The sequence below is a fragment of the Indolivaga capnocytophagoides genome (assembly GCF_036511535.1).
Lineage (GTDB): Bacteria > Bacteroidota > Bacteroidia > Bacteroidales > Dysgonomonadaceae > Dysgonomonas_A > Dysgonomonas_A capnocytophagoides.
The window spans coordinates 2506968-2523052 of record NZ_AP028867.1 but is presented as its reverse complement, the minus strand read 5'-3'; the positions used below and the strand labels follow the sequence as shown (position 1 = coordinate 2523052).

General features: G+C 38.7%; 9 protein-coding genes. All 9 read left to right on the top strand.

Annotation, left to right across the window (positions count from 1 at the left end; all coding sequences use genetic code 11):
- The first annotated feature begins 19 nt into the window (after window positions 1-19).
- A complete protein-coding gene (locus AABJ51_RS10130) occupies window positions 20-1627 on the top strand; it encodes a hypothetical protein (protein WP_338372425.1) in 1608 nt (535 codons plus the stop codon).
- A gap of 4 nt (window positions 1628-1631) precedes the next feature.
- A complete protein-coding gene (locus tag AABJ51_RS10125; protein ID WP_338372424.1) occupies window positions 1632-2723 on the top strand; it encodes a serine hydrolase domain-containing protein in 1092 nt (363 codons plus the stop codon).
- Between the two features lie 455 nt (window positions 2724-3178).
- Window positions 3179-5464 carry a hypothetical protein gene (locus tag AABJ51_RS10120; RefSeq protein ID WP_338372422.1) on the top strand — a complete coding sequence of 762 codons (2286 nt, stop codon included), beginning with the start codon at window positions 3179-3181 and terminating at the stop codon, window positions 5462-5464.
- Between the two features lie 26 nt (window positions 5465-5490).
- The gene (locus AABJ51_RS10115) at window positions 5491-8226 is read left to right on the top strand and encodes an endo-acting ulvan lysase-like protein (protein WP_338372421.1); all 2736 of its coding nucleotides are present in this window, start codon (window positions 5491-5493) and stop codon (window positions 8224-8226) included.
- A 105-nt stretch (window positions 8227-8331) separates the two neighbouring features.
- Complete coding sequence (locus tag AABJ51_RS10110) at window positions 8332-10242, top strand: glycoside hydrolase family 43 protein (RefSeq protein ID WP_338372420.1); 1911 nt, start codon at window positions 8332-8334, stop codon at window positions 10240-10242.
- Window positions 10243-10262: 20 nt separating this feature from the next.
- The gene (locus AABJ51_RS10105; protein WP_338372419.1) at window positions 10263-11882 is read left to right on the top strand and encodes an alpha-L-fucosidase; all 1620 of its coding nucleotides are present in this window, start codon (window positions 10263-10265) and stop codon (window positions 11880-11882) included.
- A gap of 146 nt (window positions 11883-12028) precedes the next feature.
- The gene (locus tag AABJ51_RS10100; RefSeq protein WP_434781364.1) at window positions 12029-13696 is read left to right on the top strand and encodes a glycoside hydrolase family 43 protein; all 1668 of its coding nucleotides are present in this window, start codon (window positions 12029-12031) and stop codon (window positions 13694-13696) included.
- Between the two features lie 27 nt (window positions 13697-13723).
- Window positions 13724-14962, top strand: a complete 1239-nt coding sequence (locus AABJ51_RS10095) for a glycoside hydrolase family 88 protein (protein ID WP_338372418.1) — start codon at window positions 13724-13726, stop codon at window positions 14960-14962.
- Between the two features lie 52 nt (window positions 14963-15014).
- Window positions 15015-16061, top strand: coding sequence for a glycoside hydrolase family 43 protein (locus AABJ51_RS10090; RefSeq protein WP_338372417.1), 1047 nt, complete (start codon window positions 15015-15017; stop codon window positions 16059-16061).
- The last annotated feature ends 24 nt before the right edge of the window (window positions 16062-16085 follow it).

Here is a 16085-nt window from a genome sequence, read left to right as displayed (position 1 = left end):
ACTTAAAGGATCATATATAATGATAAAAATACAACTGATTTCATTATTACTTCTACTTTCTCAGACTATTGCATCGACATCCGTTTGGCAATGGTCAGTAGATGTAACCGGTTTTGTATCTTCAGAGACAAACAGCCATCCTCGTGCCTTTTTGTGGATTCCGGAAGACTGTCAACAAGTGAAATCAGTAGTATTCGGTCAGCATAACATGTGTGAAGAAGCCATATTCGAGCATCCGGATTTTAGAAAAACAATGTCAGAATTAGGTTTCGCAATTGTGTGGATGACTCCCGGATTTGAGCAGCAGTGGGATGTAAGAAACGGGTGTCAGAGAACCTTTGACGATATGCTGGCAGACTTGGCGGAAGTAAGTGGTTACTCAGAATTAAAGTATGCTCCAATAATTCCTTTAGGGCATTCAGCAATGGCAACATTTCCCTGGAATTTTGCGGCTTGGAATCCCGAACGCACATTAGCTGTAATTTCCTTTCATGGAGATGCTCCTCGCACCAACCTAACAGGTTATGGTCGCGAAAATCTGGAATGGGGTCGCAATCGTAATATCGATGGTATTCCCGGATTGATGATTGAAGGCGAATACGAGTGGTGGGAAGCCAGAGTAAATCCGGCATTAGCATTTCGTATGATGTATCCCGAAAGCTGTATCTCATTTCTTTGCGATGCCGGGCGAGGACATTTCGATGTTTCGGACGAAGTGGTAGAATATATGTCTGTCTTTCTGAAAAAGGTTGCGCGTTATCGACTACCTCAAGACCAGGATTTGGATAGTCCTGCCAAATTGAAGAAAACAGATGTGAAAAGCGGATGGTTGGCACATCGTTGGCATCCGAATCAAACAGATCGGGCAATTGCAGCTCCATTTTCGGAATATAAAGGAAATGTTCATGATGCATTCTGGTATTTTGACGAAGAGATGTCAAGGCTAACAGAAGAATATTATTCCCGAGAAAAGGGAAGGCAGCAGTATATCGGATTCAGCAACAATGGAAAATTACAAAAATATAATTCCACATCTCATGGTAAATATAGTGTACATTTAGATTCTTTGGATGAAAGCTTGACATTCAATATATCTGCAATTTATACTGATAGTTTGAGGGAAATTATAACCGGAGAACATTCGAAAGAGAAAATAAATATCTACCCACTTTGTGGGCCGGTCAAAAAAATAAATGATACCACTTTTGCTATTCGATTCTATCATATGGGATTGGATAATAAACGCCGTAGTGCCTCCATTTGGTTAGTAGCACAAGGCAATGGCGATAAAGTCTATAAGACTACAGTGCAGGAAATCTCTGTCAACTTTCCTTATCCCCAAACAGAGGGGAAACAGCAACAAATACGCTTCGATGCCATACCGGATGTCAGGAAAGGTAAAACCCATATTGCATTAAAAGGTAAAAGCGACAAAGGACTTCCTGTTTATTATTATGTAAAAGAGGGTCCCGCAAAAGTTGTAGATGGAAAACTGGAATTAACTCAGATTCCTCCCCGTGCCAAATACCCGGTAAAAGTAACAGTCGTAGCCTGGCAGTATGGTAAAACACTTGGAGATAAAATTCAATCGGCCAATCCAATTCAAAGAACTTTTTATATAAAATAAGACCATGATTAAAACCTTTAAATATCTCTGTTTTATATTAATCGTCATATTATTTGCGTGTAATACAAAAAACGCAAACGAAGAACAGACTGATATCCCGGCTTTAAAATGCCTTGACAACAGGATTGCATCCTGGATAGATAGCGCATATTATGACGGTGCATCAGTACGAATAGTTAAAGACGATAAGATATTCTTCGAAGCTGATTATGGAGGATATTCCGATACGACAGCATTGCATGTAGCTTCGGCCGGGAAATGGGTTGTAGCTGCTACTGTGGCTACTCTTGTGGACGAAGGTAAATTGTCTTGGGACGATAAGGTAAATAAATATTTGCCCGAATTTTCAGATATAAAGGGAGAGGCGACGCTTCGCCAATTGCTGTCTCATACGGCAGGTTATCCGGATTACCAGCCCGATGGGAAACACAGGGACGATTATCAAACATTGGAAGAAGCGGTTGCCAATATTGTAATACTTCCGGCAGATACCTTACCGGGTACAAAATATCGTTATGGAGGACTAGCTATGCAGGTTGCCGGGCGTATGGCAGAAATAGCTTCCGGAAAAGATTGGGAAACACTTTTCCAAGAGAATATAGCAAGACCATTGGGAATGAAGTATAGCTTTTTTGTTCCGGTAAGTGAAGAGCCGGGATTCAACCCAATGCTTGCAGGCGGTTTTAAAACGTGTGTGAGAGATTATATGACCTTCCTGAATATGATTTCCCATTTTGGTCAATTCGGAGGAAAACAAGTCCTTTCCGTAGCTTCGGTCGAAGAAATAGAATCAGACCAGATAAAAGATATAATTGTACAGCAACCCGAATATGTGATGAACTCTCGCCAGAACAATCACAACGGTTTATACGGACTTGGTTGTTGGCGAGAAGAAATAGACGAAACAGGTACCGCAACCCTGATAAGCAGCCCTGGTTGGGCCGGAGCTTATGCGTGGGTGGATAGAAAAAATGACATCTATGGATTTATAATAGCCAAAGTAAATGAGCAGGCTAATACGAATGGTTTTTCATCTTTTTACAGTAGTGCTACATTGCCACTTGTAATCAGGGATGCCATTAACCAAAAGAACTAACAGAATAAAAACGAAAAGCAGATATTGGCAATACAATAATTTATAATGAGGAGATCGCAACTTTGAAAAAGAAAGGTGTAGAAACAATGAAGCGAGAATGGGTTAATGGGTTAATGAAATCGGGTGGCTCACAAAAAGAAATAATACGACATTTTTTGTGAAGCATAATTTATCAATGGGATGCATGGCAAGTTTTGCATAAAGAGGTACGAGTTATAGCAGATAGTGATGCTTATTATAAATTGAAAATGAATAAGTCGAATATTCCAGTATTGATTATTGAAGGAAAACCAAAATACAAGTACTGTATATTTGATTTGTAAATGTTTGATTATATGCGTAATGGGTGAATTGTAAAAATAGATGATTGCAGATATATGCTAAGTATGGAGTGTCCTGAAGTATTTAATAATGTAGTTCTGATGTTTATAAATCAGAAAAAAAATGAGAAATTTATGGATATAAGAAAAAAAGCTATTGTTGTTTTGTTTGTGTTATGCTTTCAAATAACACTTGCACAGACAAAAACAGTCGATGAAATCATTTTTGGAAATACATTATCTGAAAAAAAACACGCATTCTTTGAAAAAAGTAGCCAAATCATAAAAGGGGGAATCAGCGAACCGGCACGTATACTGTTGCCAATTGAAGGCGAACGAGTAGAAGGAGGTAGCATGACTTTTAAGATGAAAGTTGACCCTCAAAGTCAGAACTACCTGACTGTGCGTTTTTGGGGATCAGACACAGGGAATAATAATATACTACTACTTTTTTGTGAAGGGAAGCAGATTGGTTACAGACATCTGGGAGATTATGACATGTTAGATCGCTCCAATAATCAAGCACCTTGCCCGGGCAGTTTCTTTTATGTAACCACTCCCATTCCAATAAGCGAAACACAAAGAAAAAAAACAGTCGAGTTGAGTATTCGATCTACTGGACGTATTTGGGGATATGGCAATACGCTTGACGAATATCAGAAAAAAATGGAAGAACCTACAAGAGGTATCTATAAAGCATATACACATACCAACTGTTATTTCGAACCATCTTCGAATGAAAAGCAGGGGACAAAACATGTTCAAAAAGCCCCTGTTCGTCCTATCCAACAAGACAAAGATGTGTTGGAAAAAGTAAAAGATAGAGTGAATAAAGAAATTGAGGAAAAAATAAATAAGGAGCATCTCAATCAAATGGATATTTGGTTTTTATCTGATGCTTATTATACAAAGTGGACAAAAGGATATAAAAACGATATTATATTTGACAAAGTAGTGAGTTCTATAGATCATTTTTACGATAGATATGAGAAAGATTCTAAAGCCATTATTGAAGATGAGTGGGCTACGACCGGCCCCTTGTCTATAGCAATTTATCGATTTGAACCACGCATTAGAGGTATCCTTGACCAAAAAATGAATAATGGTAGAGCACGGCGAGAGAATTGGTCAACAATGCTTCAAGCTAGTGTTAATTATGCAAAAACACATCGGAGATCATATACCAACCAGTCTATGATTATCGACTGGTTTTTATATGAAGTAAACAGAGCTTTGATGATTGTAGATGCTCCAAGAGCTCTACCTGGTTTTCAAACGCTAAAATACTTATATGAGTCTATTGGATTATCCCCTTGGTTGGGGAGTGAGACCTCAAATGGAGTTGAAAAACCTCTAGGTGATAATTACTTTCAACTGACAACTAAAGGATTGACAAAAGAACTGGGTTTTGTAGGTAATTATGGAGAAATACCTCATTGGATTGTTCGCATTTATGAGGCTACAGGTCAACAAAATATATCTGATTCCAGAGATCAATTGATAAGAGATCAATTACTGAAAATGTTGAAGGCTCGTAGCTATTTTCGTTATCCATCTGTAGATAATGAGGGAAATAGAGCCATGCGTGGCGAAGCTGTGATCGGTTGGCGCGATGGAGGACATTATCCAAATGATATAATTTATGGTGAACGTGGAGTAGCCAGAGAAGCCACACCAATGATGACAGCGGCAACAACATTAGATCCCGAAGCCGTTGCATTTGCCCAGCAAATGGTAAATGACAATCAATTTTCGCCAATGATACTTGAAAAACTTAAAGATAGTAACATTAGAAGTACACAAATGCTTATGAGGATTCCCGACGAATATGAGCTTATAATGCAGCAGCCTAAGTATAACGTAAAATTGCCCATGTCAGAAGGAATGCCTGATATTGTATTCAGTGATGAAGAAAATGGTGTTATTGCAATAAAAAATGGGCAGGAATACTTTTATGTTTCTTTGTACTGGCGTGCAAACTATGCAGTAAACTTTCTGGCACGTATTCATTATATAACACCCACTATGGACCGTGTAGCGACAGTATTTCAAGATGTTGAATTTACAGATAGTGGTCTTCGTTATAAACGTCCGGAAAGGACCAATATGTTCTTCTCGGATGCCAGAAATTTTTATCCAGAAGTAAAGTCAGCCCATACAGGAGAAGAACTTCCTGTTGCAAAAATTCCAGAGGGAGTTAAATATGAACTTGGTTGGGAAAATGTTTATGCCGGGAAAGGTGAATTTTATACATTACGCTATGGGAAGTATTTGATTGGAATGAACTGTACAACTAACAAAACATTTGAGCTAGATATCCCTAAGGCAAATAAAATTTTAAATTTTCCAACAGGGGAATTAATAGTTCAAACTTCACTTTCTATAGAACCGTTGACAACAATAGTACTAATTGTAGAGTAAATAAATACCTAAATTAAAAATATATAATGAAAAAAATATACACATTATTAACTGTTTTACTAATATCATCGTTCGTTTACAGTCAGAAAATACCTTTGCCCTCACATTTACCACAAGGACATCCGCGATTATTAGTCACCGATAAATTTAAGCCAACACTTCAAAACCAAATAAAAGAAGAAGCCTGGGCAAATGAAGTCTATCAAGGTATACTGAACCGGGTAGATCCATATGTGCTTAAGACGCAATCGCAGCCCGACTGGCTATTATCCCGTTTGATGATGTATTGGAAAAGCAAAGCTACGAATGTGTATATTCGTGGTGGAGTATATTCCCATGCAGACGGTGAAGCCCCTGTCCCGACAGTTCGTTTTGGTAGTACAAGAGGTGTTCACACATCTTACAAGCGTCCCAAACTAGAGGATGTCATTCCTTATATGGATGATACCAAAGGTGTTTATTTTCATAATACAGCCAAAGAAGGTAACCCGCTGGAGTGGGTAGAGCAAGGCAATGTTTCTGATCGAAATATAGAGAACATCAATACAGAAATACTACGTTTGGGACGTGATGGCGCTTTCATTTATTGGTTGACGGGTGATGCGAAATACGGGAAATTTGCCTATGATATACTTGATACTTATTTGACGGGATTGTACTATCGAAATGAAGCTTTCGATTTGGGCAATGGGCATGCTCAAACACTAGCAGGGCTTACCACTTTTGAGGTTATTCAAGAAGGTGTTATTTCCGATGTTGCTCAATATTATGACTTCCTTCATAAATATATAAAGGAGAACCATCGTGAAAAGATGAAGATATACGAAACAGCGTTAAAAAAATGGATAGATGTAACCATAAAAAACGGTGTCCCTCATAACAACTGGAACCTACATCAAGCCAACCTTATTTTAGGTGTAGCGATGATTCTGGAAGATAATAAGCATTATACCGATGATAAAGGGAGGGAATATTATATCGATTATATACTTAATCAATCATCACCCCGGCAATGGTCACTTACAAAACTGATGCAGTACGGTTATGACTATAATAACGGAGTTTGGAATGAATGTCCCGGCTATGCACAAAGTGTAACCCGTGAATTTATGCATTTTATTCGCAATTATGACAACACATTCAATCAGGATCTATTGGCTTATAATCCGGTAATGTACAAAGCAGTAGAAGTATTACCACAATATTTGTTTCCCAATGACAAGATTACTGCATTTGGCGATACTTATTACAGTGATTTGAATATTGATCCGATAGCAGATATGATTCGTATGGCACAGAAGTACGAGAAGACAGATAATGAAATATATTTTACTAAAATGTATAAATATTTTGCTCCTGATGCAGGGTTAGAAGATACAAGTAAAAAATTACCTGATCAGGTAACATCATTTTTTACGAATAAACCTTTGGCTTTGAATCAGAATATAGAAGCCGGAAACCTGAAGGAGTATATTACTTCAACATTCTATGCCCCCAATGTCAGTTGGTTTGTTCAACGGAACAAGTATGACAGTAAAGAAAATGGTTTGATGATTTCGCAGTATGCCTCCTATGGTAATCATGCCCATAGCAATGGTTTGGCAATTGAATTGTATGGCAAAGGCCATGTGCTGGGTGCAGAATCAGGTATAGGTTCGAGTTATTTTGAAAAACCATATCTGGAATACTATTCGCAGTTCCCCGCACATAATACAGTGATGGTTGACGGGATTTCCAAATATCCGGAAATGCTGAGTAATCATCCATTTGACTTACTGTCATGTTATCCGGCATCAGGACAAAAAGACGGTTACTATTCAGATATAACTTATTCTGAAGCATATTTCCTGGAACCAGAGAGCCAGAGTGACCAAAACCGCTTGTTGAGTATTGTCAGCACAGGAGAGTCAACCGGTTATTATGTGGATATCTTTCGTTCCAAAAAACAACGCAAAGGGGATAAATTCCACGATTATTATTATCATAATTTAGGACAGGAACTTTTTATTCAAAACATCAGGGGTGAAAATTTAGATCTTCAACCCAGCGAAGAAATGGCGTTTGCCGGAGGGCATTTGTTTGCACTGGATTATATGTGGGATAAACGTTCGGCAAAAACAGATGAAGATTACACCGCTACATGGAAAATGAGTTATCCCGATGGCAATAATATCTATATGAATCTATGGATGAAAGGATATCCGGACAGAGAGATCTTCTCTATTAAGTCACCATCATGCAAAGCGTATCGCAACAATAACGATTTTCCGTATGAAGTTGACAAGTCACCCTATCTTACCATTGCTGCGCGTCAGCACGGCGAGGCATGGAATCACCCATTTGTCTCCATATTCGAACCTACAACAGAAAATGAAGGTAAATCCATTGAATCCATTGAATCGTTTGACGTAAAGAATAGTCCTTCAGATTTTGTTGGGTTAGTTGTAAGAAGTAAATCAGGTCGGACTGATTATATATTCTCATCAGTGAAAGACCAGGAGGTGTCACATAAGGATATGAAAACTAATGCAACTTACTGCGTGATCTCGGAAAAAGGTAAAGACTTTACCCTATTCATGGGTAATGGAATTATGGTTTCGGGGAAAGGTTTTACAATCCATTCTACAGAAAAGGCAAATGCGACCTTAGAATATAAAAATGGAGAATATTTCCTGACTTGCGACAAGCCGGTTGTTATCACCACGGCTAAAAACAAGAAGCTGAAGATGAATAAAACAAGTTATCAAAACATAAAAATATAAGCCTAACAACCATCGTGTTATACTGAATCATCAATGTTTTGACCCGCTATTCCCCAATATAGAGAAAATTGAGTGTTGTAAGTAATTTTGATAAAAATAGAAATAATGAAGATTGGAAATATCGTATACTTTATAATCATTCTGTCCGGAATTTATTCGACCCCAGTATTTTCCCAATATAAATCAGGACCGGAGAATAAAGATTTCGCAGGTTATCTATTTGCCTATTTTACTGGGAATTCGGATGATCAAGAGGCTGTACACTATGCTGTAAGTCCGGATGGATATAATTATTCAGCCCTGAACAAAGGACTGCCTGTTTTAGATTCAAAACAAATAAGCTTGACCGGCGGAGTTAGGGATCCTCATATTCTAAGATGCGAGAATGGCTCGGGTTTTTATATGGTTCTCACCGATATGACTGCCCGGAAAGGCTGGGACTCGAACAGAGCAATGGTTCTCTTGAAGTCAGATAATCTTATAGATTGGTCATCCTCAGTGGTAAATATACAAAACAAATATGAAGGACAAGAAGCCTTGAAAAGAGTTTGGGCTCCTCAAACTATTTATGACAGGTCGACTGCCAAATATATGGTATACTGGTCAATGAAGCACGGAAATGACGGGAGCGACATTATCTATTATGCCTATGCCAATGACGATTTTACTGATTTGGAAGGAGAACCCAAAGTGCTGTTTATGCCTCAAAACAAAAGATCGTGTATAGATGGAGATATTGTCGAAAAAAATGGACTGTATTATTTGTTTTATAAGACCGAAGGCGACAGTAATGGTATCCGTTTGGCTATAACCAACTCATTAACATCAGGGGTATGGATAGAGCAACCGGGCTATAAACAGCAGACAAAAGATGCAGTGGAGGGGTCGTGTCTATTCAAACTGAACAATACCGACACTTACATATTAATGTATGATGTTTACATGAAAGGACGATATCAGTTCTGTGAAAGTAATGATCTGGATGTCTTTAAAGAGGTTGATAAAAAGATAACGATGGATTTTAAACCCCGGCATGGATATGTTGTTCCGGTTACCCGAAGAGAGCTTAAATCATTGACTGATAAATGGGGGCTTCCCGATGGGTTTAATATACCCCAGGAGAAGAATCCGGTTCTGGAAGGATATTATGCCGACCCGGAGATTCTATATTCAGAAAACACTCAAAAATATTATATCTACCCGACAAGTGACGGTTTTGAAGGATGGGGAGGATACTATTTTAAAGTCTTTTCATCAGAGAATATGACAGATTGGACAGATGAAGGGCTTATTCTGGATTTAAGAGAAGATGTTGATTGGGCGAATAACAATGCATGGGCACCGGCTATTATAGAAAAGAAAATAAAAGGAAAGTATAAATATTTTTACTATTTCACTGCTGAGAAAAAAATAGGTGTTGCTACATCCGATCACCCTACCGGAAGATTTAAGGATTCTGGAAAGCCTCTTATCGATTTTAAGCCAGAGGGAATAAAAGGAGGACAGGAAATTGACCCGGATATTTTTACAGATCCAAAGACCGGGAAAAGTTATTTGTATTGGGGAAATGGATATTTGGCTGTTGCCGAATTGAATAAGGACATGGTTTCGATTAAGAAAAATACGATGAAAGTAATGACCCCCGATAAAACTTTTAGAGAAGGCATTAATGTATTTTATAGAAAAGGAGTTTATTATTTTTTGTGGTCGGAGCATGATACCGGAAGTGCGGATTACCGTGTGAGATATGCTATGTCGAATTCGCCAACAGGGCATCTAACGATTCCTAGGGATAATATTATACTTCAGAGAGATAATTCGAAAGGAATATATGGAACAGGCCATCACTCGGTGTTGCAAATTCCGAACACTGATGAATGGAATATTGTATATCATCGAATCGCTCGTCCAGATGGAATTAAACAGCCTTATCCTGGGATTTATCGTGAAGTTTGTGTCGATAATATGGAGTTTAACGAAGATGGAAGTATAAAAAAAGTATCACCAAATTTATAAAATCAATTAAATAATTTGCCATGAAGAATAGTGTTCTTATAATTTTATTGACTAGCCTGTGCTGCTTATCATGTAAATCGAAGCATGAAGCATTGCAAGTAGGTAAATATGAGCCGACATGGGAGTCATTGTCGCAATATAGCGAGGCTCCAGAGTGGTTTAGAGATGTCAAATTTGGGATTTGGGCACATTGGGGTCCTCAATGTCAGCCCGAAGGCGGAGATTGGTATGCTCGTAATATGTATGACGAAGGAGGCGGGCAGTACAAATATCATCTGGACAAATATGGTCATCCATCCGAGTTTGGTTTCAAAGATGTTATAAATGAGTGGAAAGGGGATAAATGGGATCCTGAAAAGTTACTGAAGTTATATAAAAAAGCAGGAGCTGAATATTTCTTTGCCATGGGTAATCATCATGATAATTTTGATCTGTGGGATAGTAAATATCAAAGATGGAACTCTGTCAATCTTGGACCAAAAAGAGATATATTAGGAGAGTGGGAAAAAGCTGCTCGCGCGAATGACATGTATTTTGGAGTGAGTATACATTCTGCACATGCATGGAACTGGTACGAAACTACGCAACGCGCAGATAAAAAAGGAGAGAAAAGTGGTGTCCCCTACGATGGGAAATTAACGAAAGAAGATGGAAAAGGGAAGTGGTGGGAAGGCTATGACCCTCAAGAATTGTATGTGCAGAATCATCCGTTGAGTGAAGGGAGCGATGATATAAAAAGAATTCATCAACAATGGGGTTGGACAGATGGGGTATCTATTCCATCAGAAGAATATTGTCAAAATTTTCTAGACCGAAACATTGATATGATAAATAAATATAATCCGGATTTAATATATTATGATGATACAGCACTACCCTTATGGCCAGTAAGTGATGTTGGCTTAAAAGCAGTTAGTCATTACTATAATAAAAGTATTAAGGAGAATAATGGTAAAAATGAAGTAGTTGTTTTTGGTAAGATACTTAACGAAGATCAAAAAAATGCGATTGTATGGGATGTTGAAAAGGGGGCTCCGGACAAGCTTCAGGAAAAGCCTTGGCAAACCTGTACATGCCTTGGTGGGTGGCATTATGATCGAGGCATATATGATAGAAATCGTTATAAGTCTGCGAGCAATGTAATTCTACAACTTATTGATGTTGTCAGTAAAAATGGAAATTTACTGCTAAGTGTCCCCATGCGCGGAGATGGAACAATTGACGAAAAAGAAGAAGTCATTTTAGAGGGTATTGCACGCTGGATGGATATAAACAAAGAAGCCATTCATGGAACTCGTCCTTGGAAAGTCTATGGTGAAGGACCAACATTTGATACGGCTAATCCTATACATGTTCAAGGTTTTAATGAAGGGCGATATAAATTTACATCAAATGATTTTCGATTTCTCTCAAAATCTGGGGTATTATATGTTCATGTGATGGGGTGGCCTGAAGATGGGCAAATTAATATAAAATCATTATCGAAAGAAAGCCCTTTATACCCGCAGGAAGTTAAATCTGTAGAAATGCTCGGCAGTAACAACGATATTCAGTTCAATCAGGCAGAGGAAGGTTTGTTGGTAAAATTACCTGCGAATGACAGGCCGAACGAAATTTCGTTTGTGTTGAAAATAGATTAACAGGGTATACATCTTCGGAGTATGGAGCGGGTGCGTGTTCTTCATTTCGACTAAATAACACTTCTGAGATACCCGTGATTATTGGGACTTGAAAGTATTATAGAAGAAAATGAAGAGCAAGATAACACCATAAAATATAAAAAACGATGAAACAACTATCCTTCATATTTAGTTTAACGATTTGCCTGATGTCCAATGCCCAAACTTCAGAATCGGAAGTTTGGGTAGCAGATCAAGGTGATGGAACATATAAGAATCCCATTTTATATGCGGACTACTCTGATCCGGATGTTATTCGGGTAGGTGATGACTATTATATGACAGCATCCAGTTTTAATTGTGTGCCGGGCTTACCCATTCTCCACTCCAGAGATCTGATAAATTGGACAATTGTAAACTATGCTCTAACAGATCTAAATTTAGAGGGAATTGTCCCAGCTGATTTTTTTGATAAAGCACAACATGGCAAAGGTGTATGGGCGCCCTGCATACGGTATCATGATGGAGAATACATGATCTATTGGGGTGACCCGGATTTTGGTATTTATGTTGTCAAGACAAAAGATGTTTTAGGTAAGTGGGATAAACCTATACTTGTTTTACCGGGTAAAGGACGCATTGATCCCAGTCCTCTTTTCGATGATGACGGTAAAGTATATCTCACACATGCATGGGCCGCAAGCCGTGCTAATTTGAACAGTGTGATGACTCTATGCGAGCTGGATCGTACAGGCACAAAGGTTATCAGTGAAGAATCACTGATATACGATGGATTGAGAGATGGCAATCATACAACCGAGGGTGGCAAGTTTTACAAGAAAGATGGTTACTACTATCTGCTTGCTCCTGCCGGAGGTGTTGAGATGGGCTGGCAAATAGCTTTACGCTCAAAAAATATTTATGGTCCATACCAGATGAAGAAGGTCTTGGCGCAGGGCAATACAGATATCAACGGTCCACATCAAGGGGGATTGGTTGAGACTCAAACCGGAGAATGGTGGTTTCTTCATTTTCAGGACACAGGGGTCTATGGTCGCATTGCGCATTTGCAACCGGTGAACTGGAAAGAGGGTTGGCCTGTGATGGGAGTCAATGATAAGGACTACTGTGGCGAGCCGGTTACTACTTACAAAAAGCCCAACGTAGGTAAAGTGTATCCAATAATAACACCTGCTGATAGCGATGAATTTAATTCGTCTAAATCAGGTCTTCAATGGTCGTGGCATGCCAATCCAAAGCAAACATGGGGCTTTGCATCCCATGACGGATGTTATAGAATGTACGGACAATATTATCCGGAGAACTTCACCAATTTCTGGGATGTACCTAACCTGTTGATGCAAAAATTACCTGCCCCCGAGTTTACTGCAACGATGAAAGCGACTGTTGTATTACTCAACGAAGGTGACAAAGCCGGACTAATAATAATGGGATGGGATTATGCTTATATAGCCCTTATTAAAACAAAAGAAGGCTATCAATTGCAACAAATAAGCTGTGTCGATGCAGAACAGAAAACTTCCGAAATAGAAGAAAAGCGTATAGCATTAAAAAACGTATCAATAAAAGAAATATACAATTACCAAACCCAACAGGAACATCTACTATTCTATTTCAGAATAAAAGTCATGGACAGCGGTCTGTGCACATTCGCCTACAGCCCTGATGGTAAAAAATATGAGAGTTTAGGACAGTCATTTCAGGCACGTCAAGGCAAATGGATAGGTGCTAAAGTAGGGATGTTTATATTGAACCGGGCTCCCGACTCTCCGCGCTCATGGATAGATATAGACTGGTTTAGAATAACAAAATAAGTAATATATAACTAAAAATAAATATTTATGAAACTAAAAAGCTTACTGACGGTTTTTTCGTTAGCTTTCTTTCTTTTGTCTTGTTCACAAAGAACGAATTCTCCGGTTTTTAATGTGGACAAAGAATTATCTTATACCAATAATCAAGTCGACAGAACGTTGTCAGAAATTGCAGGCAGGGATATGATGCCCCGAAATATAATGGACAGCCTCAGTCATTGGAAACTTGTACCTGTGGATATAACAGAATGGACAATTGGCTTTTGGCCCGGAATTCTATGGTATAACTATGAAAATACGAATAAACCTAACGATGCCGATGCTGCAACTTATTATACTGATTTATTAGGGCAGTTAACTATTCTTCCTGCGTACGATCATGATTTAGGGTTTCAGATATTTTGCAGCTATGGCAATGGGTATCGATTGACCGGTAATGACAAATACAAACAGGTCATACTCAATGCAGCCGATACATTAGCTACGCTTTTTAATCCCAAAGTAGGGACAATACTGTCGTGGCCCAGAGAAGTTGAAAACGGAAGATTTGCTCCTCACAATACGATTATGGATAATATGATCAATCTGGAAATGCTATATTGGGCAGCCAAGAATGGGGGAAATAAAGAACTTGCCAATATCGCTACCACACATGCTGAAACAACCATGAAATACCACTTCCGTGAAGATGGAGGATGTTATCACGTGGCACTGTATGATCCGCAAACCGGAGATTTTATCAAAGGGTTAACGCATCAAGGCTATGCCGACAATTCGCTTTGGGCAAGAGGTCAGGCATGGGCGATCTATGGTTATACATTTGTCTATCGGGAAACAGGAGATAAGAAATTTCTTCGTTTTGCAGAAAAAGTAACGGACTTGTATCTGTCAAGACTACCTAAAGATGAATATGTTCCGTTTTGGGATTTTGACGATCCTGCTATTCCCAATGCACCTAGAGATGCTTCGGCAGCAGCGGTTGTAGCCTCTGCTTTGCTTGAGCTTTCACAACTGGAAGATAATCCTCAAAAAGCAGAAGAATACAAACAGGCGGCCACTAATATGCTTATCGAACTCTCGTCCGATAGATATCAGAGCAGAGAGTCAAAGCCCTCCTTCCTGCTACACTCGACAGGTCATTGGCCCAATAAATCCGAAATAGATGCTTCAATTAATTATGCAGATTATTATTATATCGAGGCTTTGACCAGATATAAGAAAGTGCAGGAAGGGTTAAAAGTGACGGATAATTATAGAAAAGACTGACGTGGTAGCTATTTCCGTAGAGTTAAATTAAATAATATATAACAATGTAAAAATGAAAAAAATACTATTATTCTCTTTAGTTATTATAGGCATAATTGCGGGCTGTAAGCAAAAGCCATCGAACTCTTCTTCTAATTCGGGAGAATCACATTTAATTGTTTCAGGAGCCGAGTGGTTCGATACAGAAGGTAATATGATCAATGCGCATGGAAGTGGTATTCTTTATCATGAAGGAACATATTATTGGTATGGAGAATATAAAGGGGATTCAACCTATTGGAATCCTAAAGTACCAAGCTGGGAATGTTATCGTACCGAAGCAGGAGGTGTTTCTTGCTATTCATCGAAAGATTTATCCAACTGGAAGTTTGAAGGTGTCGTTTTAGAACCGAATTTGACCGATACTTTATCAGAACTTCATCCGTCAAACGTATTGGAACGTCCCAAAGTTATATATAATGATCAAACCAAAAAGTTTGTTCTATGGTTGCATGTCGATAGTCACGACTACGCTAAGGCAGCAGCAGGAGTTGCCGTCAGCGACACACCTAACGGCAAATTCGAGTATCTTGGCTCAATGCGCCCAAATGATGCAATGAGTCGCGATATGACTCTATTTAAGGATGATGATGGAAAGGCATATCACGTTTATTCTTCAGAAGAAAACAGAACACTGTATATCAGTTTGCTTACCGATGATTATCTAAAACCCACAGGTAAGTTTACTCGCAATTTCATAGATCAATCCCGTGAGGCTCCTGCCGTATTCAAACGAAACAATAAATACTATATACTCTCATCAGGCTGTACGGCTTGGGATCCTAATCAGGCGGAATATGCAGTTGCCGACTCTATGTTAGGTGAGTGGAAAGTAATGGGTAATCCCTGCTCAGGCAAAGATGCCGATATAACTTTTTATGGGCAAAGTACCCATGTGTTGAAGATTGAAGGTAAAGAAGATGCTTATATGGCGATGTTCGACAAATGGAATAAGACTGATCTTATAAATTCCCGTTACATCTGGTTACCAATCCAATTCAGCGGTGACTCAATCGATATTGCATGGAGAGATAAATGGTCTGTAAATGAGGTGTTTTAATAGAAGATAAACAGATAGAGTTAT